Raw genomic sequence first — 26,086 nt, 5'->3', positions numbered from 1 at the left:
ATCCCCGCCCCCTCCCCCCTCGTTCAGAGTGAAACTGGACCGAAACACCCGGTGTGACAGCTGCGAGACCCGAGGGGAGTACTCGCGAAGGAGAATCGAGGGAACGGATTACGGAGAATCGTTCTACAGATCGACTTCCGGAAACTATTCTACGAGGTCTGAGTAGATTTGTTCGAGCGTAGTCGTATCTCGCAGAGAGCGAACGCTCTCCGTTCGTAACAGTTACTACTAATACTACTAGTAGATAGGCTACTAGAGATAGCATTGTATGTTACGTTTCCGGAGATATGATCCGGTTCGAACCCAGAGATACGATCCGGTTCGAATCACCGCATACGGCGAGGATACTCGAAGTCGGTTTCCGTTCAATTAGTCGAGGTCTGTATGGCCCGACTCGATTCTTCGGAGTAATCGAGTACTGTGTCGTGCAGCGTCGACAGTTCCGTGGTTTTCCGACGACTCCTCGAGTGAATACCCACGGCGGACCGCGTTCGATTCCGACGGAGTGAATCGTCGCTTTCACTCTGAGTGAGGGGTGGGGGACCCCACTCGGCGACAGTTTCCCTACGGACGGTCGCTGATGCTCGAATCCGATCTCCCATCGCCCGATCCGATCGCTTGCCACCCCTCGTTCAGAGTGAAAACCTCGAGCCCCTCGAGCGATTGTCGAAGCGAGCACCCCTCGAGACGGAACGCCGGTACTTGCCCGTCTGCCGAAGGGGACCGGAGCGACACATAGCGCTCACTCGCCCCGTCCACCCTCGCACACTCTTTCACTCTGAACGAGGGGCCCGGGTCGAACACCGACCAACGAAGCGAGCGACAGCGTACTTCCGGGTAGCGTTGTCGAGGCGGACGACCCGTACTTTCACGGTGGCGGTACGCGCACACGGCAGTATGGTACGTAGAAGCGTGCTCTTTACGCCGGGTGATCGTCCGGAAATGCTTCGGAAGGCGCCCGACTCTGATGCCGACGTGATCGTGTTCGACCTCGAGGACGCCGTCTCCCCCCAGCGGAAGGACGAAGCGCGCGAAACCGTCCGCGAACTCCTCGAGGATCCCGATTTCGATCCCGACTGCGAAGTCTGCGTACGCGTCAACGCCGAGCAGTCGGCGATCGACCGCGATCTCGAGGGTCTCTGCGGCGGATCCGGAGAGCTCCGGCTCGACAGCGTCATGCTTCCGAAAGCGGCGACGGCCGAGGACGTCCGTAATCTGACCGACTCGCTCGAGTCGTACGAACGGGGAATTCCCGTGCTGGCGCTGATCGAGAGCGCGGCGGGCGTGCTCGCGGCGCCCGAAATCGCGGCCGTGTCGGCGACCGACGCGCTCGTCTTCGGTGCCGAGGATCTCTCGGCCGACGTCGGTGCGACGCGTACGGCCGAAGGAACCGAGATGCTGTACGCGCGTGAGCGGGTCGTCCTCGCGGCGGCGGCTCACGACTGCGTGGCCATCGACACGCTCGTCACCGACTTCGGAGACGAGGAGCGTCTTCGCGAGGACACCGCGTTCGCCATCCGACTGGGTTACGACGGAAAGCTGGCGATCCATCCCGCACAGGTCGGGCCGATCAACGAGGCGTTCACGCCCGCCGACGAGGAGATCGAGTGGGCTGAGACCGTCCTCGAGGCCAAACGCGAGGCCGACGCCGAGGGCCGGGGCGTCTTCGAGGTCGACGGCGAGATGATCGACGCGCCGCTTATCGCGCAGGCCGAACGAATCCTCGCTCGAGCCGACGCCGCGAATCGCTGAACCCGCGTTCGCCGACCGTCACGCGGCGGTTTGTGTCCGTCCGAAGCTGCGACTCCCGGACTGAACTGTCGATTACATATTAAATGAAATTACAATATCCTAAATTACCGTCTGGCCGATCCCCTATGATAGATATTCGCTACGCTTATCCTCCGGTCGAGTAAACGTGCTCGTATGACCGGGCAGGCGAATCCATTCGAAAGTCTTCAGTCACAGATCGACGACGCTGCCGCCTACCTCGACGTGAGTGAGGACGTGATCGAGCGACTCAAACACCCCGAGCGCGTCCTCGAGACGAACCTCACGGTCGAACTCGACGACGGCACCCTCGAGCGGTTCAAAGCCTTCCGTTCGCAGTTCAACGGCGACCGCGGTCCGTACAAGGGCGGAATCCGCTACCATCCGGACGTCAACCGCGACGAGGTAAAGGCCCTCTCGGGGTGGATGGTCTACAAGTGTGCGACGGCGGATATCCCGTACGGCGGCGGGAAGGGAGGGATCGCCATCGACCCGAGCGAGTACTCCGAGGCGGAACTCGAGCGAGTCACCCGCGCGTTCGCGACCGAGCTCCGTCCGCTGGTCGGCGAAGATCGGGACATCCCCGCACCCGACGTGAACACGGGCCAGCGGGAGATGAACTGGATCAAGGACACCTACGAGACGCTCGAACACACCACGGAACCGGGCGTCGTCACGGGCAAGAACCTCGCCAGCGGCGGGAGCGAGGGCCGCGTCGAGGCGACCGGTCGGTCGACCGTTATCGCCGCCCGCGAAGCCTTCGACTACCTCGACAAGGACCTCGAGGGCGCGACCGTCGCGGTCCAGGGGTACGGCAACGCCGGCTGGATCGCCGCCAAACTGATGGACGAGATGGGCGCGACCGTCGTCGCCGCCAGCGACTCGAGCGGCGGCATCTACAACCCCGACGGCTTCGATCCGGTTGCGGCGAAAGACCACAAGAGCGAGACCGGCACCGTCGTCGGCTACGAGGAAAGCGAAGAGGAACTCACCAACGAGGACGTCCTGACGCTGGACGTGGACCTGCTGATCCCCGCCGCCCTCGAGAACGCGATCGACGGCGACCTCGCTCGGGACGTCGAGGCCGACGTCATCTCCGAGGCCGCAAACGGGCCGCTGACGCCCGAGGCGGACGACACCCTCGCCGAGCGCGACGTCTTCGTCGTTCCGGACATCCTCGCCAACGCCGGCGGTGTCACCGTCTCGTACTTCGAGTGGGTGCAGAACCGCCAGCGCTTCTACTGGACCGAGGAGCGAGTCAACGAGGAACTCGAGGACCTCATCGTCGACGCCTTCGACGCGCTGGTCGACTCGCTCGAGGAACGCGACCTCGACAACCCCCGAACAGCGGCCTACGTCGTCGCGATCCAGCGCGTCGCGGACGCCTACGACGAAAGCGGCAGTTGGCCCTAAACCGGAAGGAAGCCTCGACCTGGCGGCCGTCTCGTTCCGTTGATCGTTCGCTCTCGGTGAAAGAGTCCTCTACATTCGACGGATCGGACCGACTCGCTCGACCTGGTCTGGACCGCTCAGATTCCTGTAACGTGCGCCCCAGTATACCATACCACAACCAGGGAAGTGATGTCGGACTGTTGACCCGAATCCCGGGAACGTCGATATCTTTTTGACGACTGGACAATACCGATCCACAGAGCGTGATCCGAGAACGGGTGGCTAGATATCGCGACCGCGTTCGTCAGAAGCTGACGAGCGCGCTTCAGGAGGAGCACACGCCCCACGAGGTCGGGCTGAGCTTCTCGGTCGGAATCTTCGTGACGGCCATGCCGACCGGTGGACTCGGGATCGGTCTACTGGCCGGACTCGCAGCCTGGTGGTCGTGGATCAGCAAGCCCGCGATCATCGCATCGGTCGCCGTTCTCAACCCGTTCGTCAAGCCGGCCGTCTACGTCGCGAGCTATCAGACGGGCGGCGTGCTCCTCGGAAATCGGTCGCTGTACTCGAGTACGACGAGCACGTCGCTCACCGAAACGGCAGGAGTAGCCGTCAGACAGCTCCTGGTCGGCAACCTGGTGATTGCCGTTCTCCTTTCGATACTGAGTTACGCGCTCGTCGTCTCTCTCACGCGAATCCACCGGCAGCGAAAACGGCAGTGCTCCGGAAAATCGATCGCGTCGACGGTATTCGGTCCGTTCCGCCGATAGTGAGCTAGATCATCGTAGCCGCTGAAACGTTGTTGCTATAGCCCGGCGCCGTAGCCGACGAGCGCGAGACCGACCAGCACGACGACCACACCGGTTCCTTTCGTGGCCCGAACGCGATCGGACTCGTCGAGTTCCTCGTTCTCCAGTGGCGCCATCCGCTGTCGACGCTGGGTTTCGACGATCGCGGGCGCGTACCGAACGCCGGCGATCCCGACGGCGACGAGGACGATTCCGACAGCGGTCACGAGCATCGCGCTACAGGCCGAGCTCTCGACCGATGACGAGGTGTTGAATCTCGCTCGTCCCCTCGCCGATCTCCATCAGCTTGGCGTCGCGGTAGAACCGCTGCGGCGCGAAGTCCGTGGTGTAGCCGTAGCCGCCGAGCACCTGGACGGCCTCCTCGGCGACCTCTCGTGCGGCTTCGCTGGCGTCGAGTTTCGCGAGGGCGGACTCCCGCGTAACGGGTTCTCCCTGGTCGTACCGGTACGCGGACTGGTGTGTGAGCAGCCGCGCGCGTTCGGTCTTGCGGTGCATGTCGACGATCTTGTCCCGGATCGCGTCGAACTCGGAGATCGGCTGTCCGAACTGCTCGCGCTCCTGGCTGTACTTTTTGGCGTGTTCGTAGGCGCCCTGAGCCAGTCCAGTCGAGAGCGCCGCGATCGAGATGCGACCGCCGTCGAGGGTCTTCTTGGTCTGGTTCCAGCCCTCGCCTTCCTCGCCGAGCAGACGATCCTCGGAGAGGCGGACGTCGTCGAGCGTAATCTCGCAGGTCGGGGAGGCGTTCAGCCCCATCTTGTCCCAGATCGTCGTCACCTCGAAGCCGTCGTCAGCCTCGGGATCGACGATGAACGTCGAGATGCCGTCGTAGCCGGCGCCGGGATCGGTGACGGCCTTGACCAGCACCGAGCCCGCCTCGGAGGCGTTCGTGATGAACTGCTTGGTGCCGTTGAGCACCCACTCGTCGCCGTCTTTTTCGGCTACCGTGTCCATGTCGGAGGCGTCCGAACCGCTGCTCGGTTCCGTCAGCGCCCAGCCGCCCATGTACTCGCCCTCCGCGAGCGGTCGCAGCCAGCGCTCTTTCTGCTCGGGCGTGCCGAACAACTCGAGCGGTTTCGACGCCAGCGAGATGTGTGCGACGTAGGAGAGGCCGACCGAACCGGAGACGCGACCGATCTCCTCGGCGACCAGCGAGTACATCAGCGTGTCGCCGCCGAGACCGCCGTACTCCTCGTCGATCGGAACGCCCATCATGTCCAGTTCGGCGAGCTGGTCGAAGATCTCGTCGGGGAACCGGTGTTCGTCCTCGATCTCCTGGGCGATCGGTTCGATCTCCTGCTGACAGAAGTCCCTGACCGTCTCCTGGACCATCCGATGCTCGTCCGGCAGGTCGAAGTCCATATGCAATACTTGCCAGCATCCGGAATAAACGCTCCGAAAACGTAATCAAATCGAGGGATAGCGGCCTACCAGCCGCGGTCCTCGTCGTCGCGATCCTCATCCTCGCTCCGATCCTCACGATCCGAACGATCCGCACGGTCGTCCCAGTCGTCCATCTCGTCCTCGTCGGTCCACCCGTAGTCGGCCTGCCAGTCGTCGTCCGAGGTCGCGTCCCGATCGTCGCTCCCCTCGCTCTCTCCACTCTCCCACCGATCGGCCGGGGCTGCCGGCTCCGTACCATCGACGTCGGTCGGCCCCTCGCCGCCGTCGGTCCGGATCGCCGCCCGCTGGTCGGGGATGAGATCGAGTTCCGCGTCGGTGTCGCCGAGCAACAGCAGGGCGTAGTACTTGAAGTAGGAGACGATCGGCACCTGGACGAGGAGCGCGAACAGGACGAACGTGACGATGCCGACGACGGCGACGATCGCCGCGAAAATCGCACCGATATCTCCCAGCAGGAAGAACGCGAAGGCGAGCAGCGCGAACGGAATCGCGACGACGATCCCGCCGATGAGCACGAGGATACTGACGGCGAGTCCGACCGCGGCCTGGACGATCCAGACCAGCAGCAGGTAGACCACGTACTCCGTCGAGTTCGATCTGAACGTCGACCAGAACCGACTCCACGCGCCGAGAACGCCGCGGTTCTCGAGTAGCATGATCGGTGCGACGAACTCGGAGGTAAACCGGTTCACGATGGCGTACACCAGGTAGACGGGTATCGCAAACAACGCCACGGCGATGAACGTCCCGCTCGTCGCCTCGAGTCCGCCGAGACCGAGAAGGAGCGCCGCGACGGGCGTTCCGACGATCGCGATCCCGGCGAGGACGACGAACACTCGAAACCCGAACAGTCGGATCCCTCGACCGACGTTCTCGTTCGCGTACCGTCGAACGCGGACCTCGGTCGAGCGCAGCGATTCGATGAAAACGAACTCCATAACCGCCGAAATAAACGCGAAGAGTAGCCAGAGGAGAAACAGGAGGCCGAGAGCGACGGCCACGGCGGCCAGCGCCTCCTCGGGGATCTCTCCGGGGCTCACGTCCGGTGCTCGCTCTTCTGCCGGACCGACGTCACCCGACGGGATCGACGGGGCGCCCGTCCCGAAGCCGCCAACGAAGAGCGCGACGATCGCAAGGCGAAGCCACACGCCGGCCCGTACCGGCGTCAGGAAATTTCTCGTCGCGTCGATAGAATCTCTGAGGTCGTCGACAGCGTCCATACGTACTCGACCGTATCATCGCGCCGTTGAAAGTAATACTGTTCTAACTCCCTCGGGACCGATCAGCGGGCGAGAACGACGAACCGGCAGATATCGGTACGACGGCAGTCTTCGCACCGGTTCGACGGCGTCGTTCGAAGAGAAGAACGACGTTCACGCTACCCAATACACACACGACTGACCCGTCCCGATCACGACACTTCGGGAGGCATTTAACCCTTTGTGCCCTCCTTCCGACGTATGGACATCCGCCAGCTCGCTCGAGGGACCGTCGAGTGGAGCCGCATCGAGCGCGTGATCCACACGCTGGCGGATCGGTACGGTCGGGAAGACGTTCGCGTCGAGTTCCTCGAGGCGGACAACTGGCTATCGACGCCGTGTGTCATCGACGACGAGTGGTTCGTCAAGATCGTCTCTCGACAGAACGCGCTCGTCCACGCGCTCCTGACGACCGGCCGCAACGTCGGTGCGGTCTCCTCGGGAACGGGCGGCTTCTTCGACCGGTTCGATACGCCCCGCGAGATGGTCGAACACGAGTACGAGGCGACCAGACGGATGCGCGAGATCGGCGTCAACGCGCCGCGGCCGATCGACGCCTTCGAGGTCAACGGGCTCGGCGTCCTCGTCCTCGAGTATCTGCCGGCGTTCGAGTCGCTCGAGGACGTCTCCGACGCCGCCGTCACGAAGCGCGCGCCGGAGCTGTTCGAGATGCTGTCGACGCTACACGAGAACGGGCTGGCCCACGGCGACCTCCGGGCCGAGAACATCCTGTTCTGTGACGGCGAGCTCTACTTCATCGACGCGACCAGCGTCCACGAGGACCGCGTCGCCGAGACGACCGCCTACGACCTCGCCTGCGCGCTCGCCGTCCTCGAGCCGCGTATCGGCGCTCGCGACGCCGTCTACGCGGCGTCGACCGCGTACGATTCCGACTCGCTCCTCTCGGCCCGCCGCTTCCTCGACTTCGTCCGACTGCGACCGGATCACGAGTTCGATTCGACGACGCTGCGGAGCGAACTCGAGAAGGCGGCGGATCTGGGCCGTCGGTGAGTCGATCGTCGACCGGCGCTCGAACCGGTCGCCCGTCGTGGTTCGGATTCCCACGCCAATGCAGGCACCACAGGCTTTTCCGGCGTCAGAGTACCGTCGTCTATGTTCACCGACGACGAGATCGGCAAGCACGTCGAGACCGCGGGCGGCGAGACGATCGGCGTCGTGGTATCGGTCGACGGCGCGACGGCTTACGTCGAACGAGATCCGAGCGCACTGGACGCGATCAACGCCGTGTTCGGCCGAGAGACCGACGAGGAGGGTGCGTCCCCGATCGACGAGGAGGACGTCGAGGCGGTCACCGACGACGCGGTTCGTCTCGAGAGAAATCGCTCGTCTCGAGACGGAGACGCCGAGGGAAGCACCGATCCCGACACCGAGCACGCCGAAGAAACGGGAGACGAAGCGGGAAGATCCGGCGAGGCTATGGAGCCGTCGACCGAGGAGATGGACGAGGCCGGCGCGGAACGCCACCCCGAAACCGAGGACACGCCGCCGGAGGGCGACCGGACGGTAACGAAAGATCGCGGTTCGAAGGAGAATCGGTAGGAGTCTTCGGTTCCGAGCGATCTCCGCCTCCGAGTTTCGGGTACGAACGACGTCGATACCGACGCGCTCGCCGTCCCGAGCGTCGTCCGACGGGATCTCGCACAATAGCGCCGATAGTAGTCGGACGGGTTGCCGTCCGAATCAGGCGCGAGCCGCCGACGGCGTCGATGAACTACCCGTGAGGTAGCTGACGACGACGATGAGCAGTCCGCCGATCGGCGCCGCGACGATCACCGCATCCAGCCCGTACGGACTTGCGAGCACCGTGTCCCACGTGATCGCGAGCAGAGCGCCGACGATCATCCCGGAGAGACCGCCGAGTTTGGTCAGTCGCTCCCGCATCAGGAAGATCGCCAGCAGCGGGGGCGTGATCGCGGCTCCGTAGGCCGTGTACGAGTACATCTGGACCTCGAGGACGGTCGGGAAGTACTGCCCGAGAACGAACGCGAAGATCCCGAGGATCACCACGAACGCTCGGGTCAGCAAGAAAATTTGCTCATCGGAGGCGCCGGGATTGATAAACTCCCCGTAAAGGTCTTGAGAGAGGTTCGTACAGGCCGAAAGCAGGTAGGAGCTACCGGTCGTGACGATAAACGCCGCGGCGGCGGCCAGAAGGATGCCGCCGATCCAGGTCGGAATTACCGTCGTCGTCGCGATCAGGGCCATTCCTGGGTCGAGTTCAGGAAACATCGCGCGCGAGGAAAACGCGATCACAGGAATCAGTATCGCCGACGCGATAACGCCGACGAACCAAGCAACGATTCCTGTATTGGTCCCTTCGTCAGTTTCGCCGGCGATGATGCGCTGATACATGTTCTGATCGCCGAGAAGCAATAGAAGCGGTGGTGCCCAGAGCGCGAAGAACTCGAGGAAAGAGAGATCCCCGAGCGTATCGAGGTGGGTTTCGGGTACGTTCGCGGTGATTTCCGCCCAACCCCCTGCCTCGACGATTACGAACGGAACTGCGACCACGAGACCGCCGAGCATCAAGAAGGCGCTAATTGCGTCGGTGTATGCAACCGACATGAGTCCGCCTATCGCCGCAAGTACAATGATAATGACTGCCCCAATGATCGTCCCCTGTTCGATCGAGATACCGGCTGTGACATTCAAAACAAACCCGAGCCCGATGAACTGGTAAGAAACGATCCCAACATATGCGAACGCAATCACGAGCAGACTGATGATTCGGCCTTCTTTGCCCAACTCTTCCTCAATCATCGCGGGAATCGTCAGTTTGTCGAAACTCCGAATCCGCGGCGCGAGCGCCTTCAGACAACCGATACCGATGAGTGATCCTGTTGCGAGGAGCATCGCAGGCAATAGCCCATTACCATATGCAACCGAGTTCCTACTGCCAGTTATCGTTCCGGAACCCATCCACGTCGCGAGCAGCGTCCCGGCGATGATCACCGCGCCAAGGCTTCGGCCAGCGACCATGAAGTCCTCTGCAGTATTCGTTTTTCCGTACGCCCAGACGCCAACGCCGAGCATTACGACCAAATACGCGCCGACGATGTATAGTAAGGTAATGTTACTCTCAACTGCCATACTGTGGGAATAGAAAACATGGGTGTTAAATACACGGCCGACCAATAATTTCCCAATTAGATACATAGGATTTTATATAATATTAGGACGGGTCCATAGTCGGGTCTAATTTTAATAGTGGTACATACCAGGTGGCACTTGATGTCAGATCTCACGATTCCCAAATCAGAATATCGCGAGCGAAAACAAAAGTTACTGGAGCGCGCTAAAGCGGATGGATACGACGGCCTCGTTCTATTTGGATCGTTAAACATTCACTACGTAAGCGGGATGTACCATCTTCCGACGGAGCGGCCGGTCGCGCTCGGTCTTACCGACGAGCGAGTCGAAGCGGTCGTTCCTCGTCTAGAACGGGAGCACGCCGCCCGGGATGAGTTTCTGATCGATGATGTGATTTCGTACTTCGATTATCCTCAGGGCGAACCGATGAAGTCGGTTGCTGAAATATGTGACCGGCTTGGGATTGCCGACGGTACGATTGCAGTCGATTCTGACGGGAGTCCGGCGCGAAACGGGTACACCGGCCCCGCACTCTCGGAACTCGTCGACGCGGACGTCGGCGTTGAGGAGTACGTGACCGACATGCGGGAGACGAAAAGCGACCGCGAGATCGAACTCATTCGGGAGGCCAGCGTCTGGGCCAACCTCGGTCACCAACTCCTGCAAGAACGGATCGAAGTCGGCCGGCGACCGATCGAAGTTCGTGCGGAAGTCGAGGCCGAAGCCGTCAAGACGATGCTCGACACGCTCGGCAACCGGTACGAGATGCGAACGTGGGCGAACCCGATGCAATGCATGTTTACAACCGGTGACGTGACCGCGCTCCCGCACAACAAGGACCAGACGACGAGAATCGAACGCGGCGACAATATCGTCACCATCGTCAAACCAAATGTCGGCGGCTACACAACTGAACTCGAGCGGACGATGTTCGTCGGCGAGGCGTCGGACGATCAGCGGACGTACTTCGAAATCATGAAAGAGTCCCAGGAAATCGCGATCGACGCGATCGAGCCGGGCGTCGAGTACGCCGCCGTCGAAGAGGCGGTCGTCAACTACTACGAGGAGCAGGGGGTCGCCGAGTACACCCAACACCACGTCGGCCACAACATCGGCATGGAAGGTCACGAACGGCCGTTTCTCGACGTCGATCAGGAGGGCGAGATCCGACCGGGCGAACTGTTCACGGTCGAGCCCGGGTTCTACGTCCCCGACCTGGGCGGCTTTCGGCACTCCGACACGGTGCTGGTGACCGAAAACGGAACGGAGACGCTGACGTACTATCCGCGCGATCTCGAGAGCCTGATCGTTTGAGTGATCGGCGACGGGACGCTCGACGGCAACGCTCCGTCCGGTACCCGCACGCGTATCCGACGCGATCATCGATTGGGGATCTCCCCTCGAGAACACAACATAGAAATCCCTGCTAAAGACAGGATTACACATGAGTACGAAGGGCGAGGTATCGAGCGTTCGGTTGACCCTCGATCTGTGGCATCCGAACTGCTGGGCCATCGAAGCAACCGATCGAACGGGGGGCGGGGTGCTCGCTCACGCGGTCTATAATTCTCCGAAAACGGACGGAAGCAGTCCGAAGACGGTCAAGGGGTTGTTTACGGCGTTCGGCGACACGACCGCCGAGGTTCGGGATCTCCTGAACGCGATTCGCGACTCCGAACACTCCGGAGAATTGTTCGCGCTGCAAGAACGATTCGGACGCGCACGCAACGCACCGGGGAACGTCGCCCGCGAGTTCTTCCTCGAGTACGATCCCGACGAGATGATCTGTCCGACGCTGCTCGAGAACGGGTTCGTCCACAGCGCACCGGTTCACATCCAGGGCGGCAGCGAGGTGTGGAACCTGTGTTTCGCCGGTGACCGGTCCGGAATTCAGGAGTCTCTGGACAACGTCCGCGAAGAGACTGGTTCAGAGGTTACCGTTACCTCGATCACGACCGCCGATACGGCCGATCGTTCGTCCCGCAACCAGCGCCTCGACACGCTCACGACGGCCCAGCGCGAGGTGTTCGAGCACGCCCGAGAGGCGGGCTACTACGAGTGGCCCCGAGAGATAACGACGCGCGAACTAGCCGACGACCTCGATATCGCGAAGTCGACGCTGCTCGAACACCTGCGGACGGCCGAGTCGAAGCTGTTGGATCCGTAGGCGCCGCAGCAGTAGTTTATATTTCGAGTCGTAGCAGTAGTCCGTTATAGCTCGTTGCGCCAGTCAATTCAGGATCGCCCGGAGGGCAAAGACGAAATTCGCCTTCCGCTCGCGGACCTGTCGGTAGAAGTAGTAAAACCACCTAAAAGTCGTAGGGTACATACTGGTAGACGTCGACGCTCTCGGCGGCCAGTTCGTGCTGTGCGTCGGTCCGGACGCCCATCACCATCTGTACCTCGTACGGTGTCCCGTGATTTTGTGTATCCGCCGGGCACGGGCGATAATCGCCGAGCAAGTTACAGATCGCGGTGACGCTCTGCTCGTTGACCGGCTGTGCGCTCGAGTGCCTCGACGGGTGTCTCCCCCGCGACGGACGTGTTCACGATAGGCGGAATCATTCGTCCTAGATCCGCGAGACGATCACCATAAGCCACTATCCGACCAACTCGTTAGAATATCACGATCGAGAAATAAAGCGCCGGCGCACGGGAGACCATGATCGGTGGGAATTACATAGGATCGGTACCTAACTAGAAGATATGTCGCAGCAAACCAGCGCTCAGCTCCACGAGCACTACATCGGTGGCGAGTGGACGAAGGGGACGGGTTCGGAGACGTTCGAGAGCGAGAACCCGGCGACGGGAGAGACCCTCGCGGAGTTCCACCGCGGAACGACCGACGACGTCGACGCCGCACTCGAGGCCGCCGAGGACGCTTTCGACGAGTGGCGCAACCTCTCCTACATCGACCGCGCGGAGTACCTCTGGGACATCTACCACGAGCTCCGTGAGCGACACGAGGAACTCGGCGAGGTCGTCTCCAAGGAGTGCGGCAAGGAGATCTCGGAGGGGAAAGCCGATGTCACCGAAGCCTGGCACATGGTCGAGTGGGCCGCCGGCAACGCTCGTCACCCCCACGGCGACCTCGTCCCGAGCGAGGTCGGCTCGAAGGACGCCTACATGCGCCGGAAACCCCGCGGCGTCATCGGCTGTATCACGCCCTGGAACTTCCCGGTCGCGATCCCGTTCTGGCACATGGCCATCGCGCTCGTCGAGGGCAACACGGTCGTCTGGAAGCCCGCCGAGCAGACGCCGTGGTGCGGCCAGATCATCGCCGAAATGATGGAGGAGTCGGGCATCCCCGAGGGCGTCTTCAACATGGTCCAGGGCTTCGGCGACGCCGGCGCGGCGATCACCGACGACGGCCGCGTCGATACGGTGCTCTTCACCGGCTCCGCGGAGGTCGGTCACGAGATCGCCGGCAAGGTCGGCGGCGAACCCGGCAAACTCGCGGCCTGCGAGATGGGCGGCAAGAACGGGATCGTCATCACCGAGGAGGCGGATCTGGACATGGCCGTCCACTCGGCGATCATGTCGAGTTTCAAGACGACCGGCCAGCGCTGCGTCTCGAGCGAGCGCCTGATCGTCCACGAGGACGTCTACGACGAGTTCAAGGAGCGGTACGTCGATATCGCCGAGGACGTCGCGGTCGGCGACCCCCTGGAGGAGGACACGTTCATGGGGCCGGCCATCGAGGCCGAGCACGTCGAGAAGATCCGCAAACACAACGAACTCGCCCAGCAGGAGGGTGCCAACGTGCTCGTCGACCGGTTCGAACTCGAGGACGACGAGATCCCGGAGGGTCACGAGGACGGCCACTGGGTCGGGCCGTTCGTCTACGAGATCGAGTACGACTCCGACCTGCGCTGTCTCCAGGAGGAGTGTTTCGGTCCCCACGTCGCCCTGATCGAGTACTCGGGTGACATCGAGGACGCCGTCGAAATCCACAACGACACGCCTTACGGGCTGGCTGGCGCGATCATCTCGGAGGACTACCGCCAGATCAACTACTTCCGCGATCGCGCCGAAATCGGCCTCGCGTACGCGAACTTGCCGTGTATCGGCGCGGAGGTCCAGCTTCCCTTCGGCGGCGTGAAGAAATCCGGCAACGGCTACCCCTCGGCTCGAGAGGCCATCGAGGCCGTCACCGAGCGCACCGCCTGGACGCTGAACAACTCCAAGGATATCGAGATGGCACAGGGGCTGTCGGCGGATATCGTGACGCGAGACGACTAACCGCCGCGTTCGACTGCGGGCTTTTTCGAGCTACTCGTCCAGTAGCGTCTCGCTCGACGTGACGAGAGCATCGGTAGACGAAAGCGAGGCGAAAGGAGTGGGACGCGGTCGAAGACGAGTCGACGGGAGTGGATCGCTCGATCCCGGGAATCGAGCGAGTTGCGGCCGGAGCGACGCGCAGTGCCGGTCGGACGTGAAAAGCGTCTGTAACCGGCATCGGAATCAATGGTACCCTGAAATAAAAAGACAGCGGTTGACGCCGCCGTCCGAACCGGCCTACAGCCGACGGTCGCGAAGCGCGGGAAACTCCTCGCGAACGCTTCGAACCGTCGCCGAATCGATGTCCGCCGTGACGAGCACCGAGTCGTCGCCGCTCGAGGCCACGGTCACCCCCCACGGGTCGTAGACGGTCGACCGGCCGAGCAGCGCGGCGTCGGCCTCCGGGAAGTGGCCGGCGCCGTTGACGGTCGCGACGTAGCTCTGGTTCTCGATCGCTCGAGCGCGTGCAAGCGTCTTCCAGTGTTCGATCCGCGGATAGGGCCACGCGCTCGGGACGAGAAACAGGTCGGCGCCGGCGTCGATCAGGCGGCGGTAGAGCTCCGGGAACCGGAGATCGTAGCAGGTCGTCACGCCGACGGTGAGGTCGCCGATCGACGCGGTCTCGAGTCGCTCGCCGGGAACGAGCAGCTCCGATTCGGCCGACTCGTATCCGAAGAGGTGGTGCTTGCGGTAGATCAGCCGCAGATCGCCGCTCGCGTCGAACAGCGCGGCGGTGTTGGCCAGTCCCTCGTCGGCCGGCGTCTCGACGGTTTCCGTCGCTGCGAGATCCTCGACGATCGTTCCGGCGAGCACCGCGACGTCGTGCTCGACGGCGGCCTCGCGGAGCCGGGTGAACGTCTCGCCGCCGAACGGCTCCGCGTGCTGCTCGTAGCGGTCGAACGCGAAGTAACCGACGTTGAACAGTTCCGGGAGGGCGACCAGATCCGCGCCGCGGGCCGCGGCTCGGCCGATCGCCTCGAGCGCGCGCTCGACGTTCGCCTCGACCTGACCGGACTCGACCCGGATCTGCGCGAGTGCGAGCCGGAACGTCTCCGCTTCGGATTCCGTCTGCTGTGCGGTCATTGTGTGGTCTGGAGATCCCGCTCGAGTTCGCGGCGGAGGTTCTCGAGTTCCTCGTCCAGATTCCGTTTGAAGAACTTCTCGACGCCCGGGAGCTTTCCGTCGACGACGAAGTGGTTCTCGAGACGACTGCCGCCCTCCGTTTCGACGATCTCGTGCTCGCCCGTCACCGTCAGCCCCTTCGAGTTTCCGACGAACTTGACGTACTCGGGCGGGCGGCGGGTGATGTCTTCGGTCTCGACGGCGACCGTCTGCCGGACGAGCGGAATCGGTAACTCGACGTGCCAGGTCGCGCGGCGACCGTCCGCATCGTCGATGGAGTACTCCTGTACCACGCTGATCGCCTGCGCCCGGTTCGCCGGATCGGAGATAAACTCCCAGACGCGCTCGGGAGGCGCCGGCACCTCGAACGACCGGTCGACACGTACAGTCATGCCACTAACTGGGTCGTTCGTCGGTAAAAAGACCGTGGACCGGGAGACGAGAGGCGGCTTAACTGACGGTGACTCGCCAGGTCGTCGAGCGGGCCCGACCCCACTTCTCGATGTCGACCTCGTCGGATTTCTCCGCGAGGTGAGGGAGGCGAGCACCAACCTGTTTCGACGAGAGTCCGATCGCGTCCGCGATGTTCTTCGCCCGGAAGTACTGTTCGCCGCGGGCGGCACTCTCGCGGAGGTACGAGAGAATACGCTGCTCTTCGTCGGAGTAGTCGGTCATCGTCCGTACCCGCTCTAGGTCGCCGTCGGTCTTAACTCTTAACGGCAGATACCGCACCTGAAACGGCGTGGAGCGTGGTATCGAGTGTCGGGGTCCGACGTGTGACTGTGAGCGAAAACGAGAAGTCGTCGTCAGTCCCAGTAGAGGTGGATACCGACGACCGCGAGCGAGCTAAACAACATCGCCCCGGCGAATCCCCACGCGGCTTCGATATTCGGTGCACCGGTAAGCATCAGGAGTGCACCGATGGTCGCGACTGCACCGAGCGCGAGCGCCAGGCCCAGACCCTTGTCCGTCGACTCCGATTGCGTAGCCATGCTCGAGGATTCTGTGCAGGGTCCCTTAACTGCATCCCTTCGCGCAAACCGACAGTACGGCGCGCCGCACCGGCGGCAGGGGCGACTCGAGTCGGTCGCTCACTTGATCGTCGTGTGCTCGGACTCCTCGTTCAGCGCGAGATTGGCCGATATTTCGGCGTTTCGCATCGCGTACTGTGCGGTCTGTTGGAGGCTGACGAGCACCTCGCGCACCCGCAGCAGGTCCTCGTTGGCCATCTCCGGCAGTTCGGCGAGGATCTCGTGCTCTCGATCGGAAATCTCGTGAAACAGCGACCGAACCTCGTTGGACTTGTCGTAATCTCGCTCGACCGCCGCCTCGACGGCGAGGGACGTGATCTCGTCGACGACCTCGTTCAGTTCCCGGATGTCGCGCATGATCGAGGTGTCGACGTCGAGGGTGTGGCCCTCGATCTCCATGACGATGTCGGCGACGTCCTCGGCGTTGTCGGCCGTCAACTCGAGGTTCTTCGCGATCGAGCGGTAGCCGATCAGCGGGAAGCCGCTGTTCAGGCCGACCGCCCGGGCGAGGTTCGGGTTCTGATAGGCCGTGAAGATCAGACGCAGCAGGAGCACGAAGATCTTGTTCGCCTGACGCTCGCGGTTGAGCGCCCGCTGAGCGAGATCCGGGTTGCCGTGGGCCAGCGCCTTGATCGCCTCGCCGCGCATCGTTCGTCCGGTCCGCTCGAGTCGCTCGAGCAGGTTGTCGAGCGTGAAGTCCTCGGGATCGACCGAACAGCGGATCGAGATGCTCTCGGGGGTTTCCTCGATCACGCCGAGTCCCATCAACTGCGTCTCGGCCTGGTAGACCGCGTTGATGTGTTCAGAGTCGAGCGCACCGTCCTCGCGCTGGATTCGGATGACGCGCCGCCCGAGGACGTACTGGGCGACGATGGCGCGCTCGACGGCGGCGGCGTCGAGGCTGTCGACGTGGATGATCGCCTCCGTCTCTTCGGTGTTCGCCGACTCGGGCATCACCGTTAGCGTGCCCTTGCCGCTGGTTCGAATCGTCACTTCGTCGCCCTTCTCGACGCCGTGCTCTGACGCCCACTCCGCGGGCAGGGTCATCGCGAGCGTCGACGGACCGAGCCGTTGGACTTTCCGCGTTTCCATGGACGGCCGTATGCCGGAGCCAACCTTAGTCTTGACTATACACACATTACATTCCGGACCGATACTAATATGGTTGAGAGCCACACGGGGATGTGCGGGGATCCTAGATGACTTTTACGAGTCGCGTCGTGAACCGGCCCGTCCGGACCTGCATCCAGCCGCGAAGCGAGTCGTCGACCGCGTCGTCGTCGGTATCCACCCGCAACGCACTGATATCGTCGAGTTTCTCTCCCGATGCGACGACCTCGATCTCGTCGGCCCGCTCGATGACCTGCGGCGAGATCTGATGGTTTCCGCGGCCGAAGACGAAACCCTGGCCGCCGATCGGCGAGACTACGATCGAGACGGGATCCTCGAGGACCGCCAGAATCTCCGTCTCCGCGGCGTCTCGAGCGAGGAGTCTGTCGTCGCGCCAGACGTCGACGCCGAGCGGCGAGGGATCGATTCCGAGCTCCGTCTCGATCGCTCCGACGGTTCCGCCGGGACCGAAAACGTAGGTTCGATCGGGGTCCGCCTCGCGGGCGAATCCGGCGGCCAGCGAGTCGACGTTGCCGCTCGAGACCTGTTTTCCCGACTGGACGTCCGGCGCGACCGGCACCGGCACGACCGCCTTCAGCTCGGTGCGAACCTCGCCTTCGCGGTAGGCCTCCTCGTCGATGTCGTTGACCTCGCGGCTCTCCACGCGGTCGAACTCGGCGGCGACGTAACCGGCGTCCGCCGGCGTCACCGCGAACACGGAGGAGTAGATCTTGACGCCGGCCGGCACCCCGAGCATCGGCGTCTCGTCGCCGACGTCCTCGAGTACCGTCGCGACGTCGACCGCCGTTCCGTCGCCGCCGACGAAGAGAACCAGGTCGACGCCGTCGTCAGACGATGTCCGATGACCGCGCTCGAGAAACGCCCGAACGGCGGCCCGCGTGTCTGCGCCGGTCGTCTCGGACGCTGCGGGATCCGTCGGCGGCTCCGCCGCCGATTCGTTTCCGGTCTCCGACCAGGGATCGTAGACGACCTCGGGTTCGTAGCCGGCGTCTCGAGCCGCGTTCTCCCCCATCACGCCGGCCGCCGTGTAGACCGTGAGGTCGGGCGCCCGCCGGTGCAACGATGCGAATGCCGTTCGCGCTCGCTCGGGTGCTCGCGGCTCTGCACCGCGTCGACGCGCCTCCTCGACCTTGTCGTCAGTTCCCTTCAATCCGACCCGCCCGCCCATCCCGGCGATCGGATTGACGACGACGCCGATGGAATCCATGTCGGACGGTTCGACAGCCGACGCTAAATCCGTGTGGCTTTGCACCGATCGACACGCTTTCTGAAAAATTAAGAGGGCTGAGAACGGATCGCCGAGTATGAACGAACTGATCGGCGTCGTACTCGAGGCGGAAACGGCGCTGCCGATGGATATCGTCGGCTGGGGAACCCTGCTCGTGAGCCTGCTCGTTACCGTCGTCTGGCTGGCCTACCTCTACCGGTAGTCGGTCGGCTACGACGGCGTATCGACCCGCTCGCGGAGCCACGCCGCGGCTTCCGCGGCCGTCGCTTCGTCGTCGCTCACGATTTCGACGCTGACCGACTCGCCGGGATAGCTCCCGACCGAGACGTCGAATCGGTCGTGCAACTCGTCGAACCGATCGAGCAGCGCGCTCTCGGGTTCGTCCGCGACGACCGTCTCCCGGTAGGTTTTCGTGCCGGTGAACTCGGTCGCGATCGTCTCGAACATCGCTCGCATCTCCGCCGGCACGCCCGGGAGTACGTAGACGCCCTCGAGCGCCACACCCGGTGCGACTCCTTCCTCGTTGTGTAGCGCCCGGGCTCCGGCCGGTAACTCTGCCGTCCCTTCCGTCAGGTCAGAGCGCGAGTAACCGTGATCCTCGAGCCACTCGAGCGCGGCGTCGTGCGTCTCGAGCGAGCGGCCGAAGGCGGCGGCGATTCCGTCCATCGTGACGTCGTCGTGCGTCGGGCCGAGTCCCCCCGTGACCACGACGGCGTCGTACTCGGCGCGATACTCGTTGACGACCCGTGCGATATCCGCGACGCGGTCCGGAACGGTCGTCACGCGTTCGACGGTCGCGCCGCGCTCGGCGAGTTGCTCGCAGAGCCACGTGGCGTTGGTGTTCGTCGTTCGTCCAGCGAGCAGTTCGTCTCCGACCGTCACGACCGCGACGTTCATACTGACCGTTCGACTCGACGATTCAAATGCGTCCCGCCCTTCCCGGCCCTCGATCGAGACTACTCCACCCGGACGAAATTAAAGCAAAAAAGATACTCAATATAATCGAAAGATTCAATTTTGATAAATAGCTATAGTGGGATTATGTCTCGTGGCTGGACGGCACAGGACCAGTCGGATTCGACGACGGTCCTCACGGCACTCGGCAACAAGTACAGCGCGGAAATTCTCTGTGCAGCGGGCACGCCGAAGTCGGCACAGACGCTGAGCAAGGACATCGAGATCCCCATCGCCACCTGCTATCGGCGAATCGAGGAACTCGTCGACGCCGGACTGTTGACCTGCGAGGGGCGACGGCTCTCCGAGGAGGGACGCCGAACGAACATCTACCGGCGGACTGTCGACGAAGTCGGGGTTAGCTTCTCGGCCGACGAACCGACGTTCTCGCAGAAGCGGCGAACCGAAGCGAAAAACAGGATCCAGGACCAACTCGAGGGTTAAACGGCCCGGATCTCCCGACGGATTTCAGACGGTGAGAGCCGCTCCGTCAGCGCTCACTGATCCGATCACGGCCGGGTGCACGTTCGCTTTTTCGCGATTCCGGACGATCGACCGAACCGAGAGTACCGGACGGCGTTCGATCTATCGACGAGTCCTGGGATCCGGATCGACCAGAGTTAAGTATTCGCCGGCGAATACCACGGTATGACCAAGGAGCTCGCCGCCCGCGAGGAGCCCGCCGATGCCGTCGTCGGGACCGGCCGTACCCTCCACGTCGGTCGGGATCGGCCGATCCGGATCAGTGCCGGCCATCGAATCCTCCACCACGACGGCAAGTGTTCTCGTCCGCACGGTCACAACTACGAGGTTGCCGTCACCCTCGAGGGCGAACTCACCGAAGAGGGGTGGGTCGCCGACAAGGGAGATATTACCGACGTAATCTCCGAGTGGGATCACATGTTCCTGCTCGAGCGGGGCGATCCGCTCGTCGAGGCCTTCGAGGACGCCGGCGACGACGACGGCGTCGTCGTTCTCGAGCAGCCGCCGACGGCCGAGGTGATGAGCGTCATCCTCGAGCGAAAGCTCGAGGAGGCCCTGCCGGACAACGTGACCGACATCGGGGTCCAGGTCAACGAGACGAGCGAACTCTGCGGAGGGAGTCAGTTCTGAGATGCCGGTCTCCGACTCGGTCGATCGCGACGTCGACGACGCGGAGCGGGAGGGCGCGTCGACTGACGGGCTCCCGATCAACGAGCTGTTCTACTCGCTGCAGGGCGAGGGAACGCTCGCCGGCGTTCCGTCGGTGTTCGTCCGCACGAGCGGCTGCAACCTTCGGTGCTGGTTCTGTGACTCCTACCACACATCCTGGGAGCCGACCCACGCCCGGATGACCATCGAGGAGATCGTCGCGGAGGTCGAGTCCCACGAGCGGGCCGACCACGTCGTCCTCACCGGCGGCGAACCGCTGCTCCACGAGGGAAGCGTCGACCTCCTCGAGGAACTCGACGACCGCGGCTACCACACCACCGTCGAGACCAACGGGACGATCCGTCGCGACGCGCCGATCGATCTCGCGTCGATCAGCCCGAAACTCGAGAGCAGTACGCCGACGCCCGAGCGAGATCCCAAGGGCGACGGCGAGTGGGAAGAGCGCCACGAGAACGACCGGATCGACCTCGAGGCGCTCGCCCGCCTCGTCGAGGAGTATCCCTTCCAGTTGAAGTTCGTCGTCACCGACGCGGACGATATGCCCGAGATACTCGAGTTGCTCGACGATCTTCGAGACGTCTCGAGCGTGCCGATCCGAGACGACGACGTCCTCCTGATGCCCGAGGGGGCGACCCGCGAGCGACTCGCCGAGACTCGGAGCCGGGTCGCCGACCTCGCGATGGAACGCGGCTTTCGCTACACGCCGCGGCTCCACGTCGACCTCTGGAACGACGCGCCGGAAACGTAGCGCGATCGAACGCTGCTACCCATGTCTAACACCGATACCATCCCTCCGGCCGACGAATCGACAGCGAAACGCGCCGTCGTCCTCCTCTCCGGCGGCATGGACAGCGCGACCGCCGCCTACGAGGCGCTCGAGCGCGGCTACGAGATCTACGCGCTGCACACCTCGTACGGCCAGCGCACCGAGGACCGCGAACTCGAGTGCGCGCGCCGCCTCGCCGACGAGATCGACGCGGCGGACTTCCTGCGGATCGAGACGGGTCACCTCTCGGCGATCGGCGCCTCGAGCCTGACCGACGACGAACTCGACGTCGAGGACGCGGATATGGAAAGCGAGGAGATCCCCTCCTCGTACGTCCCCTTCCGCAACGCGAACCTCCTTGCGATGGCGACCTCCTACGCCGAGGCCAACGACTGCGAAGCGGTGTTCATCGGCGCCCACAGCGAGGACTTCTCGGGGTATCCCGACTGCCGGCCCGAGTTCTTCGACGCCTTCGAGACCGTCGTCGACGTCGGGACGAAACCCGACACCGAGATCGGGATCGAGGCGCCGTTCGTCGAGCGGTCGAAGACCGACATCGCCGAACGAGGCGTCGACCTCGAGGTCCCCTACGAGCACACCTGGAGCTGTTATCGGGAGAACGAACCGGCCTGTGGTACCTGCGATGCCTGTGCGTTCCGCTTGCAGGCGTTCCAGCGGATCGGCGTTCGCGATCCGATCGCGTACGAGGAACGGCCGTCCTATCTCGAGGGCGAACCGGAGCAGTAACGATAGTCGAAAAGTCGGTTTCGTCGCGCGGACTCGATCTCGATTTCAAATTAGCCGGTTTGTTGTGTAGAGAGTGCGGAAGTACCTGTTTCTCGTCGGGTTCGCTCGCGTTGCTCGCTCACCTCTCCTCCAAAAATCTACGCTAACAAGGCCGCTCGCTCCCGTCGATCGCTCGCGGGTGCAGCACTCGTGGCTCGACCGCAGCGGTAACGCCTTCACCAGTATGTAGCACAGTACCTCATTCAGATACACGACTCACACTGACGACGGGGGATTTCCACGTCCTCCCCCAGCCGGTTTCTGCTCACGGGCGCCGTGAAACGGTGAAACCGTCGTCTCACGGGTTCGAAGCGCCCGTTCGCACGGTCCGAAGGACGCGGAGCGTCCTTCGCTATTCGCCTTTCGAGGTGCTCGCAGGCTCGCACCTCGCTGCGCTCGAACGCGAATCGACAGCGCCGCCACCGCACCGTAGGTCGGTGGATCCACAAGTCTCAACCGGTCTCGAGAACACGCTGCTCGCCGGGAGGGCGCTACTCGTTGACAAGCAGCAGCTTCCCTACGAAGTCGCCATCCTCGCCGCGGCGGTGGGCTTTCGCGACCTCGTCGAAGCCGTACCGATCGTCGACGTGCGGCTCGAGCGCGCCGGCGTCAACGAGCGTCGCGATATCAGCGAGTTCCTCGCCGATTCGCTCCTGGCGATCGCCGAGCAGCACCGGCAGGATCACCAGCACGACACCGAGCTCGAGCGAGTTGAGGTGCATCGGCGAAAGATCGAGCTCCTCGGCCGCGCTGGACTCGGTCGTCACGACGGCTCCAAACGGCCGAACCGCCTCGAAGGCCGTCTCGAGGTGGTCGTCGCCGACCGGGTCGAAGACCGCGTCGAAGCCGTCGCCGCTCGCGTGCTCGTCGACGTACGTCTCGACGTCGGTCTCGCTGTAGTCGACGGTCGCGTCGGCGCCGAGCTCAGCGGCGAAGTCGCGTTTGTCCTCGCTCGAGGCCGTCGCGGTGACGTCCGCGCCGAACCACTTCGCGAGCTGGACCCCGACGTGGCCGACGCCGCCGCTGGCGCCGTAGACGAGCACCTCGTCGCCGATTTCGACGGTCGTCTTCTCGGCGAGCATCTCCCAGGCGGTGAGCGCGACGACCGGCAGCGCCGCGCTCTCCTCGAGCGGAAGCGTTTCGGGCGCGTGAGCGAACGTACCTGCGTGACCGACGACGAAGTCCGCGAGTGAACCCTGTCGACCCGCGCCGCCGGGCATCCCGTACACCTCGTCGCCCTCCTCGAACGCCTCGACCGCTTCGCCGACCGCGTCGACGACGCCCGCGACGTCGCAGTGCAGCGTCGCCGGCATCTCGGGTCCGATGTCGGCCAGGTCGCCCCGGCGGATCTTGTAATCGACGGGATTGAGACTCGTCGCGGCGACCTCGACGCGAATCTCGTTCGATCCGGGTTCCGGAACGTCGACGGTTGTCTCCGCAAAGCCGTCAGGATCGCCGTACTCCTCGAGGACGTATGCGGTCATCTCGGTAGCCATCTCGTCTCGAGCGAGGCGCGTCGGACCGGAATATTCCGCGGTTCCGGAGACACGTGCTGCTACTGCCGGGACCGACGACGGGGATCGAACGGCGAACTACCAGGCTTCCTCGAGCACGCCTTCGATCTCCTCGACCGTCGGCTCGAGCCCCGGCGGCGCGTTCGTCATGAAGCCGTCCGCCAGGATCGCCTCCGCGACGTCGGTGAAGTCGTCGTCCTCGACGGGCTCGAGGTCCCGCAAGCGGAACGGGAGCCCGAGTTCGTCCCGCAGCTCCGCGACCGCGTCGACGACCGCGGCGCCGCGGTCGGCGGCCTCGCCGACGCCGAGCGCGTCCGCGAGCAGCCCCGCCCGGGCGTCGACGCCCTCCTGCTCGAAGAGATAGCGGAGGACGTGGGGCACGACGACGGCGTGGGCGACGCCCTGCTGGAGGCCGTAGGCGTCCCGCAGCCCGTGGCCGAAGGCGTGAACGACCGAGAGCGTCGTTCCGTCGGTTCGCGCGATCCCGTACTGGACGAGGATTAGCCCCTCGAGCAGCGTCTCGAACGTCTCGACGTCGCGGTCGCCCCGACCGAACGCCCGGAGGCCGTCCTCGAACTTCTCGAGGCCGTGTCTGGCCGTCGCGTCCGTCACCGGCGTGGCGTTGGCGGCGTAGATCGTCTCGGTCCCCTTGTCGAAGCCGTTCATCGCCGAACCCGCGAGAATCGAGTCGGGCGTCGTCGCAACCAGTTCGGGGTCGTAAACGGCCGCCGTCGGCATCAGGTCTGTACCCCCGACCCCGCCGCTGATCTCGTCGTCAACCAGCCCCGACTCGGGAGACGCGCTGATACCCGCGCCGGTCGAGAGATCGGCGCCGGCGAGCGTCGTCGGAATCGCGACGATCGGCACCAGTCCTTCGTCGGGGACGGTGATCGTCCCCGTCTCGGCGAATTCGTCGGCGACGTCCCTGCGCGGCCGGTCGCTGGCGGCGAGGATACTGACGACCTTCGCGACGTCGAGGCTGCTCCCGCCACCGAGACTGACGAGGACGTCTGCCCCTTCGTCCTCGAGTCGGTCGAGGCCGTCGAGCGCGGTCTCGAGCCGTTTGTCGGGCGTCGTCTTGTCGAAGACGCCGGCCAGCCGGTCACCGAGGCCGTCCCTGACCGGCTCGATCACCTCGGGCGTGCTCCCGACCGTGGAGCCGCAGACCACCAGGGCGCGCTCGAGCCCGCGTCGCTCGAGTTCGGCGGAGAGGTCGCCGACGCAGCCCGCGCCGAACCTGATCGTCGCCGGGTGGTACTCGAATCGGAACGACGCGAGGCGGTCGCTCGAATCGGACGGAGACATAGACGGCCGTACGAGCGGATCGATGTTAAAAGGGAACACAGCGGCGATTCGTTCGGTTCGCGCGGAACGTTCGGCGGACGGCGGGACGATTCGGTCCTTCCACGACGCGCTACCGCTCGTTTCGCACGGCCCAGGGGCGCAGGATCGCGTGGACGGCCTCGTTCATCGGGACGTCGACGCCGACGTCGCTCGCGTGTCGAACGACGGAGCCGTGGAGCGCGTCCAGTTCCAGTCGCTTGCCGTGGGTCAGGTCGTAGTGGAGCGAGGAGGTCATCTCCGGGTCGAGATCGGACGCGAACGCGAGCCACTCGTCGACGGTGTCCTCGGAGAGGTCGACGCCTTCCGCACGCGCGACGGCGCAGACTTCCTCCACGATGCGGCGGTACATCGTCCAGGACGCCTCGGTCTCGCGGAGTTCGCCGAGCGGCACTCTCGTCGCGGCGGTCATCCCCGCCTGCGCGCAGATGAACGCGAACTTCCGCCAGCGCTCGGCGTCGACGTCGTCCGCGAGGACCGCGTCGATCCCCTTGCCGGCCGACAGCGCGTCGTCGAGCGCCTCGATCCGGTCCGTTCGTCGACCGTCGAGTTCACCGTAGACGAACCGGGCCGGACCGCCGGTGTGCTCGACGGTGCCCGGCTCGGCGATAGTCGAGAAGATGTACGCCACGCCGCCGACGACGCGGTCCGCGCCGATCTCCTCGGCGAGCCAGCTCTCGTTGTCGACCCCGTTCTGGAAGGAGACGACGGCGGTGTCCGCGCCGATCAGCGGTGCGAGGCCCGCGGCGGCGTCCCGCGTATCGTGCGACTTCACGCAGAACAGCACGTAGTCGCACGCGCCGATATCGGTCGGATCGTCGGTCGCCGGCGGATCGACCGTCGTGTCGCCGGCGACGCTCTCGACGCGCAGCCCGTCGGACCGGAGCGCGTCGAGGTGGTCTCCCCTCGCGACGAGATGGACGTCGTGGCCCGCGTCGGCGAGGCGACCGCCGAGGTAGCCGCCGACGCCACCGGCACCGAATACGGCGAATTTCATACTTCCCGTAGGGAAGCGCGGATAAAAGCGATTGTGGCGCC

At 64.1% G+C, this 26,086-nt stretch carries 27 protein-coding genes and 1 pseudogene; 13 read left to right on the top strand and 15 right to left on the bottom strand.

Going from position 1 to position 26,086, the window contains the following annotated elements:
* Positions 1 to 897 precede the first annotated feature (897 nt).
* From NED97_RS05130 to NED97_RS05120, 3 genes are all read left to right on the top strand, one after another.
* Entirely contained in the window at positions 898 to 1,752 is an 855-nt protein-coding gene (locus NED97_RS05130; RefSeq protein WP_252489649.1) for an HpcH/HpaI aldolase/citrate lyase family protein, read from the top strand.
* A 174-nt stretch (positions 1,753 to 1,926) separates the two neighbouring features.
* Entirely contained in the window at positions 1,927 to 3,183 is a 1,257-nt protein-coding gene (locus tag NED97_RS05125; RefSeq protein ID WP_252489648.1) for a Glu/Leu/Phe/Val family dehydrogenase, read from the top strand.
* Between the two features lie 242 nt (positions 3,184 to 3,425).
* Complete coding sequence (locus tag NED97_RS05120; protein WP_252489647.1) at positions 3,426 to 3,932, top strand: DUF2062 domain-containing protein; 507 nt, start codon at positions 3,426 to 3,428, stop codon at positions 3,930 to 3,932.
* 35 nt (positions 3,933 to 3,967) lie between these two features.
* On the opposite strand, the gene NED97_RS05115 is transcribed toward NED97_RS05120, so the two are convergent.
* The 3 genes from NED97_RS05115 to NED97_RS05105 all read right to left on the bottom strand — a co-directional run bounded on the left by NED97_RS05115 (position 3,968) and on the right by NED97_RS05105 (position 6,592).
* Positions 3,968 to 4,183, bottom strand: a complete 216-nt coding sequence (locus NED97_RS05115) for a hypothetical protein (RefSeq protein ID WP_252489646.1) — start codon at positions 4,181 to 4,183, stop codon at positions 3,968 to 3,970.
* Positions 4,184 to 4,187: 4 nt separating this feature from the next.
* Positions 4,188 to 5,330 carry an acyl-CoA dehydrogenase family protein gene (locus tag NED97_RS05110; protein WP_252489645.1) on the bottom strand — a complete coding sequence of 381 codons (1,143 nt, stop codon included), beginning with the start codon at positions 5,328 to 5,330 and terminating at the stop codon, positions 4,188 to 4,190.
* A 65-nt stretch (positions 5,331 to 5,395) separates the two neighbouring features.
* Complete coding sequence (locus tag NED97_RS05105) at positions 5,396 to 6,592, bottom strand: DUF7544 domain-containing protein (protein ID WP_252489644.1); 1,197 nt, start codon at positions 6,590 to 6,592, stop codon at positions 5,396 to 5,398.
* Positions 6,593 to 6,832: 240 nt separating this feature from the next.
* On the opposite strand from NED97_RS05105, the gene NED97_RS05100 reads away from it, so the two are divergent.
* Both NED97_RS05100 and NED97_RS05095 read left to right on the top strand, forming a co-directional pair.
* Positions 6,833 to 7,642 (top strand): RIO1 family regulatory kinase/ATPase domain-containing protein, encoded by an 810-nt coding sequence (locus NED97_RS05100; RefSeq protein WP_252489643.1) that lies wholly within the window; start codon positions 6,833 to 6,835, stop codon positions 7,640 to 7,642.
* 102 nt (positions 7,643 to 7,744) lie between these two features.
* Entirely contained in the window at positions 7,745 to 8,191 is a 447-nt protein-coding gene (locus NED97_RS05095) for a hypothetical protein (RefSeq protein WP_252489642.1), read from the top strand.
* 141 nt (positions 8,192 to 8,332) lie between these two features.
* Here NED97_RS05095 and NED97_RS05090 read toward each other — a convergent pair whose 3' ends face one another.
* The gene (locus NED97_RS05090) at positions 8,333 to 9,742 is read right to left on the bottom strand and encodes a sodium:solute symporter family protein (protein ID WP_252490572.1); all 1,410 of its coding nucleotides are present in this window, start codon (positions 9,740 to 9,742) and stop codon (positions 8,333 to 8,335) included.
* 141 nt (positions 9,743 to 9,883) lie between these two features.
* Between NED97_RS05090 and NED97_RS05085 the strand changes: the two genes are divergently transcribed.
* Together NED97_RS05085 and NED97_RS05080 are read left to right on the top strand one after the other, a co-directional pair.
* Positions 9,884 to 11,056 carry a M24 family metallopeptidase gene (locus NED97_RS05085; protein WP_252489641.1) on the top strand — a complete coding sequence of 391 codons (1,173 nt, stop codon included), beginning with the start codon at positions 9,884 to 9,886 and terminating at the stop codon, positions 11,054 to 11,056.
* Between the two features lie 130 nt (positions 11,057 to 11,186).
* The gene (locus tag NED97_RS05080) at positions 11,187 to 11,909 is read left to right on the top strand and encodes a helix-turn-helix domain-containing protein (protein WP_252489640.1); all 723 of its coding nucleotides are present in this window, start codon (positions 11,187 to 11,189) and stop codon (positions 11,907 to 11,909) included.
* Between the two features lie 63 nt (positions 11,910 to 11,972).
* Here NED97_RS05080 and NED97_RS05075 read toward each other — a convergent pair.
* A pseudogene (locus tag NED97_RS05075) lies at positions 11,973 to 12,168 on the bottom strand (proline dehydrogenase family protein); the annotation flags it as partial.
* Between the two features lie 280 nt (positions 12,169 to 12,448).
* Here NED97_RS05075 and NED97_RS05070 point away from each other — a divergent pair.
* Entirely contained in the window at positions 12,449 to 13,984 is a 1,536-nt protein-coding gene (locus tag NED97_RS05070; protein ID WP_252489639.1) for an aldehyde dehydrogenase family protein, read from the top strand.
* A gap of 276 nt (positions 13,985 to 14,260) precedes the next feature.
* Here the strand turns inward: NED97_RS05070 and NED97_RS05065 are convergent, their stop codons facing one another.
* The 6 genes from NED97_RS05065 to NED97_RS05040 all read right to left on the bottom strand — a co-directional run bounded on the left by NED97_RS05065 (position 14,261) and on the right by NED97_RS05040 (position 18,514).
* The gene (locus tag NED97_RS05065; protein WP_252489638.1) at positions 14,261 to 15,106 is read right to left on the bottom strand and encodes a carbon-nitrogen family hydrolase; all 846 of its coding nucleotides are present in this window, start codon (positions 15,104 to 15,106) and stop codon (positions 14,261 to 14,263) included.
* The gene (locus tag NED97_RS05060) at positions 15,103 to 15,537 is read right to left on the bottom strand and encodes an SRPBCC family protein (protein ID WP_252489637.1); all 435 of its coding nucleotides are present in this window, start codon (positions 15,535 to 15,537) and stop codon (positions 15,103 to 15,105) included. The genes NED97_RS05065 and NED97_RS05060 overlap by 4 nt, the downstream gene beginning before the upstream one ends.
* 58 nt (positions 15,538 to 15,595) lie before the next feature.
* Positions 15,596 to 15,820, bottom strand: coding sequence for a DUF7123 family protein (locus NED97_RS05055; RefSeq protein ID WP_148856316.1), 225 nt, complete (start codon positions 15,818 to 15,820; stop codon positions 15,596 to 15,598).
* A gap of 131 nt (positions 15,821 to 15,951) precedes the next feature.
* A complete protein-coding gene (locus NED97_RS05050; protein WP_252489636.1) occupies positions 15,952 to 16,137 on the bottom strand; it encodes a DUF7525 family protein in 186 nt (61 codons plus the stop codon).
* Between the two features lie 99 nt (positions 16,138 to 16,236).
* Positions 16,237 to 17,268, bottom strand: a complete 1,032-nt coding sequence (locus tag NED97_RS05045) for a phosphate signaling complex PhoU family protein (protein ID WP_252489635.1) — start codon at positions 17,266 to 17,268, stop codon at positions 16,237 to 16,239.
* A gap of 103 nt (positions 17,269 to 17,371) precedes the next feature.
* Complete coding sequence (locus NED97_RS05040; protein WP_252489634.1) at positions 17,372 to 18,514, bottom strand: ATP-NAD kinase family protein; 1,143 nt, start codon at positions 18,512 to 18,514, stop codon at positions 17,372 to 17,374.
* A 97-nt stretch (positions 18,515 to 18,611) separates the two neighbouring features.
* On the opposite strand from NED97_RS05040, the gene NED97_RS23075 reads away from it, so the two are divergent.
* On the top strand, positions 18,612 to 18,737 hold the full coding sequence (locus tag NED97_RS23075; protein ID WP_256493410.1) for a hypothetical protein: 126 nt from the start codon (positions 18,612 to 18,614) through the stop codon (positions 18,735 to 18,737).
* An 8-nt stretch (positions 18,738 to 18,745) separates the two neighbouring features.
* Here NED97_RS23075 and NED97_RS05035 read toward each other — a convergent pair whose 3' ends face one another.
* Positions 18,746 to 19,432 (bottom strand): competence/damage-inducible protein A, encoded by a 687-nt coding sequence (locus NED97_RS05035; RefSeq protein ID WP_252489633.1) that lies wholly within the window; start codon positions 19,430 to 19,432, stop codon positions 18,746 to 18,748.
* A gap of 144 nt (positions 19,433 to 19,576) precedes the next feature.
* Between NED97_RS05035 and NED97_RS05030 the strand changes: the two genes are divergently transcribed.
* The 4 genes from NED97_RS05030 (at position 19,577) to queC (ending at position 22,154) form a co-directional block, all read left to right on the top strand.
* Positions 19,577 to 19,933, top strand: a complete 357-nt coding sequence (locus NED97_RS05030) for a winged helix-turn-helix domain-containing protein (protein ID WP_252489632.1) — start codon at positions 19,577 to 19,579, stop codon at positions 19,931 to 19,933.
* Positions 19,934 to 20,137: 204 nt separating this feature from the next.
* On the top strand, positions 20,138 to 20,602 hold the full coding sequence (locus NED97_RS05025; RefSeq protein WP_252489631.1) for a 6-pyruvoyl trahydropterin synthase family protein: 465 nt from the start codon (positions 20,138 to 20,140) through the stop codon (positions 20,600 to 20,602).
* A gap of 1 nt (position 20,603) precedes the next feature.
* Positions 20,604 to 21,389, top strand: a complete 786-nt coding sequence (locus tag NED97_RS05020; RefSeq protein WP_252489630.1) for a 7-carboxy-7-deazaguanine synthase QueE — start codon at positions 20,604 to 20,606, stop codon at positions 21,387 to 21,389.
* A 21-nt stretch (positions 21,390 to 21,410) separates the two neighbouring features.
* Complete coding sequence (queC, locus tag NED97_RS05015) at positions 21,411 to 22,154, top strand: 7-cyano-7-deazaguanine synthase QueC (protein ID WP_252489629.1); 744 nt, start codon at positions 21,411 to 21,413, stop codon at positions 22,152 to 22,154.
* Positions 22,155 to 22,684: 530 nt separating this feature from the next.
* Here the strand turns inward: queC and NED97_RS05010 are convergent.
* The 3 genes from NED97_RS05010 to NED97_RS05000 form a co-directional block, all read right to left on the bottom strand.
* The gene (locus NED97_RS05010) at positions 22,685 to 23,689 is read right to left on the bottom strand and encodes a zinc-binding dehydrogenase (protein ID WP_252489628.1); all 1,005 of its coding nucleotides are present in this window, start codon (positions 23,687 to 23,689) and stop codon (positions 22,685 to 22,687) included.
* Positions 23,690 to 23,785: 96 nt separating this feature from the next.
* Positions 23,786 to 25,012: an iron-containing alcohol dehydrogenase family protein gene (locus NED97_RS05005; RefSeq protein ID WP_252489627.1), complete on the bottom strand. Its 1,227-nt coding sequence runs from the start codon at positions 25,010 to 25,012 to the stop codon at positions 23,786 to 23,788.
* Positions 25,013 to 25,121: 109 nt separating this feature from the next.
* Complete coding sequence (locus NED97_RS05000) at positions 25,122 to 26,045, bottom strand: 2-dehydropantoate 2-reductase (protein WP_252489626.1); 924 nt, start codon at positions 26,043 to 26,045, stop codon at positions 25,122 to 25,124.
* Between the last annotated feature and the right edge of the window lie 41 nt (positions 26,046 to 26,086).

This window comes from Natronococcus sp. CG52 (assembly GCF_023913515.1).
Classification (GTDB): Archaea; Halobacteriota; Halobacteria; order Halobacteriales; family Natrialbaceae; genus Natronococcus; species Natronococcus zhouii.
The sequence above is the reverse complement of the archived record's forward strand: the minus strand, read 5'-3'. Positions and strand labels throughout refer to the sequence as shown.

What these genes read in the sequence shown, in the direction of transcription:
- NED97_RS05130 (WP_252489649.1), top strand. Translation starts at nt 898, where the DNA reads ATGGTACGTAGAAGCGTGCTCTTTACGCCGGGTGATCGTCCGGAAATG.
- NED97_RS05125 (WP_252489648.1), top strand. Translation starts at nt 1,927, where the DNA reads ATGACCGGGCAGGCGAATCCATTCGAAAGTCTTCAGTCACAGATCGAC.
- NED97_RS05115 (WP_252489646.1), bottom strand. Translation starts at nt 4,183, where the DNA reads ATGCTCGTGACCGCTGTCGGAATCGTCCTCGTCGCCGTCGGGATCGCC.
- NED97_RS05110 (WP_252489645.1), bottom strand. Translation starts at nt 5,330, where the DNA reads ATGGACTTCGACCTGCCGGACGAGCATCGGATGGTCCAGGAGACGGTC.
- NED97_RS05105 (WP_252489644.1), bottom strand. Translation starts at nt 6,592, where the DNA reads ATGGACGCTGTCGACGACCTCAGAGATTCTATCGACGCGACGAGAAAT.
- NED97_RS05100 (WP_252489643.1), top strand. Translation starts at nt 6,833, where the DNA reads ATGGACATCCGCCAGCTCGCTCGAGGGACCGTCGAGTGGAGCCGCATC.
- NED97_RS05095 (WP_252489642.1), top strand. Translation starts at nt 7,745, where the DNA reads ATGTTCACCGACGACGAGATCGGCAAGCACGTCGAGACCGCGGGCGGC.
- NED97_RS05090 (WP_252490572.1), bottom strand. Translation starts at nt 9,742, where the DNA reads ATGGCAGTTGAGAGTAACATTACCTTACTATACATCGTCGGCGCGTAT.
- NED97_RS05085 (WP_252489641.1), top strand. Translation starts at nt 9,884, where the DNA reads ATGTCAGATCTCACGATTCCCAAATCAGAATATCGCGAGCGAAAACAA.
- NED97_RS05080 (WP_252489640.1), top strand. Translation starts at nt 11,187, where the DNA reads ATGAGTACGAAGGGCGAGGTATCGAGCGTTCGGTTGACCCTCGATCTG.
- NED97_RS05070 (WP_252489639.1), top strand. Translation starts at nt 12,449, where the DNA reads ATGTCGCAGCAAACCAGCGCTCAGCTCCACGAGCACTACATCGGTGGC.
- NED97_RS05065 (WP_252489638.1), bottom strand. Translation starts at nt 15,106, where the DNA reads ATGACCGCACAGCAGACGGAATCCGAAGCGGAGACGTTCCGGCTCGCA.
- NED97_RS05060 (WP_252489637.1), bottom strand. Translation starts at nt 15,537, where the DNA reads ATGACTGTACGTGTCGACCGGTCGTTCGAGGTGCCGGCGCCTCCCGAG.
- NED97_RS05055 (WP_148856316.1), bottom strand. Translation starts at nt 15,820, where the DNA reads ATGACCGACTACTCCGACGAAGAGCAGCGTATTCTCTCGTACCTCCGC.
- NED97_RS05050 (WP_252489636.1), bottom strand. Translation starts at nt 16,137, where the DNA reads ATGGCTACGCAATCGGAGTCGACGGACAAGGGTCTGGGCCTGGCGCTC.
- NED97_RS05045 (WP_252489635.1), bottom strand. Translation starts at nt 17,268, where the DNA reads ATGGAAACGCGGAAAGTCCAACGGCTCGGTCCGTCGACGCTCGCGATG.
- NED97_RS05040 (WP_252489634.1), bottom strand. Translation starts at nt 18,514, where the DNA reads ATGGATTCCATCGGCGTCGTCGTCAATCCGATCGCCGGGATGGGCGGG.
- NED97_RS23075 (WP_256493410.1), top strand. Translation starts at nt 18,612, where the DNA reads ATGAACGAACTGATCGGCGTCGTACTCGAGGCGGAAACGGCGCTGCCG.
- NED97_RS05035 (WP_252489633.1), bottom strand. Translation starts at nt 19,432, where the DNA reads ATGAACGTCGCGGTCGTGACGGTCGGAGACGAACTGCTCGCTGGACGA.
- NED97_RS05030 (WP_252489632.1), top strand. Translation starts at nt 19,577, where the DNA reads ATGTCTCGTGGCTGGACGGCACAGGACCAGTCGGATTCGACGACGGTC.
- NED97_RS05025 (WP_252489631.1), top strand. Translation starts at nt 20,138, where the DNA reads ATGACCAAGGAGCTCGCCGCCCGCGAGGAGCCCGCCGATGCCGTCGTC.
- NED97_RS05020 (WP_252489630.1), top strand. Translation starts at nt 20,604, where the DNA reads ATGCCGGTCTCCGACTCGGTCGATCGCGACGTCGACGACGCGGAGCGG.
- queC (WP_252489629.1), top strand. Translation starts at nt 21,411, where the DNA reads ATGTCTAACACCGATACCATCCCTCCGGCCGACGAATCGACAGCGAAA.
- NED97_RS05010 (WP_252489628.1), bottom strand. Translation starts at nt 23,689, where the DNA reads ATGGCTACCGAGATGACCGCATACGTCCTCGAGGAGTACGGCGATCCT.
- NED97_RS05005 (WP_252489627.1), bottom strand. Translation starts at nt 25,012, where the DNA reads ATGTCTCCGTCCGATTCGAGCGACCGCCTCGCGTCGTTCCGATTCGAG.
- NED97_RS05000 (WP_252489626.1), bottom strand. Translation starts at nt 26,045, where the DNA reads ATGAAATTCGCCGTATTCGGTGCCGGTGGCGTCGGCGGCTACCTCGGC.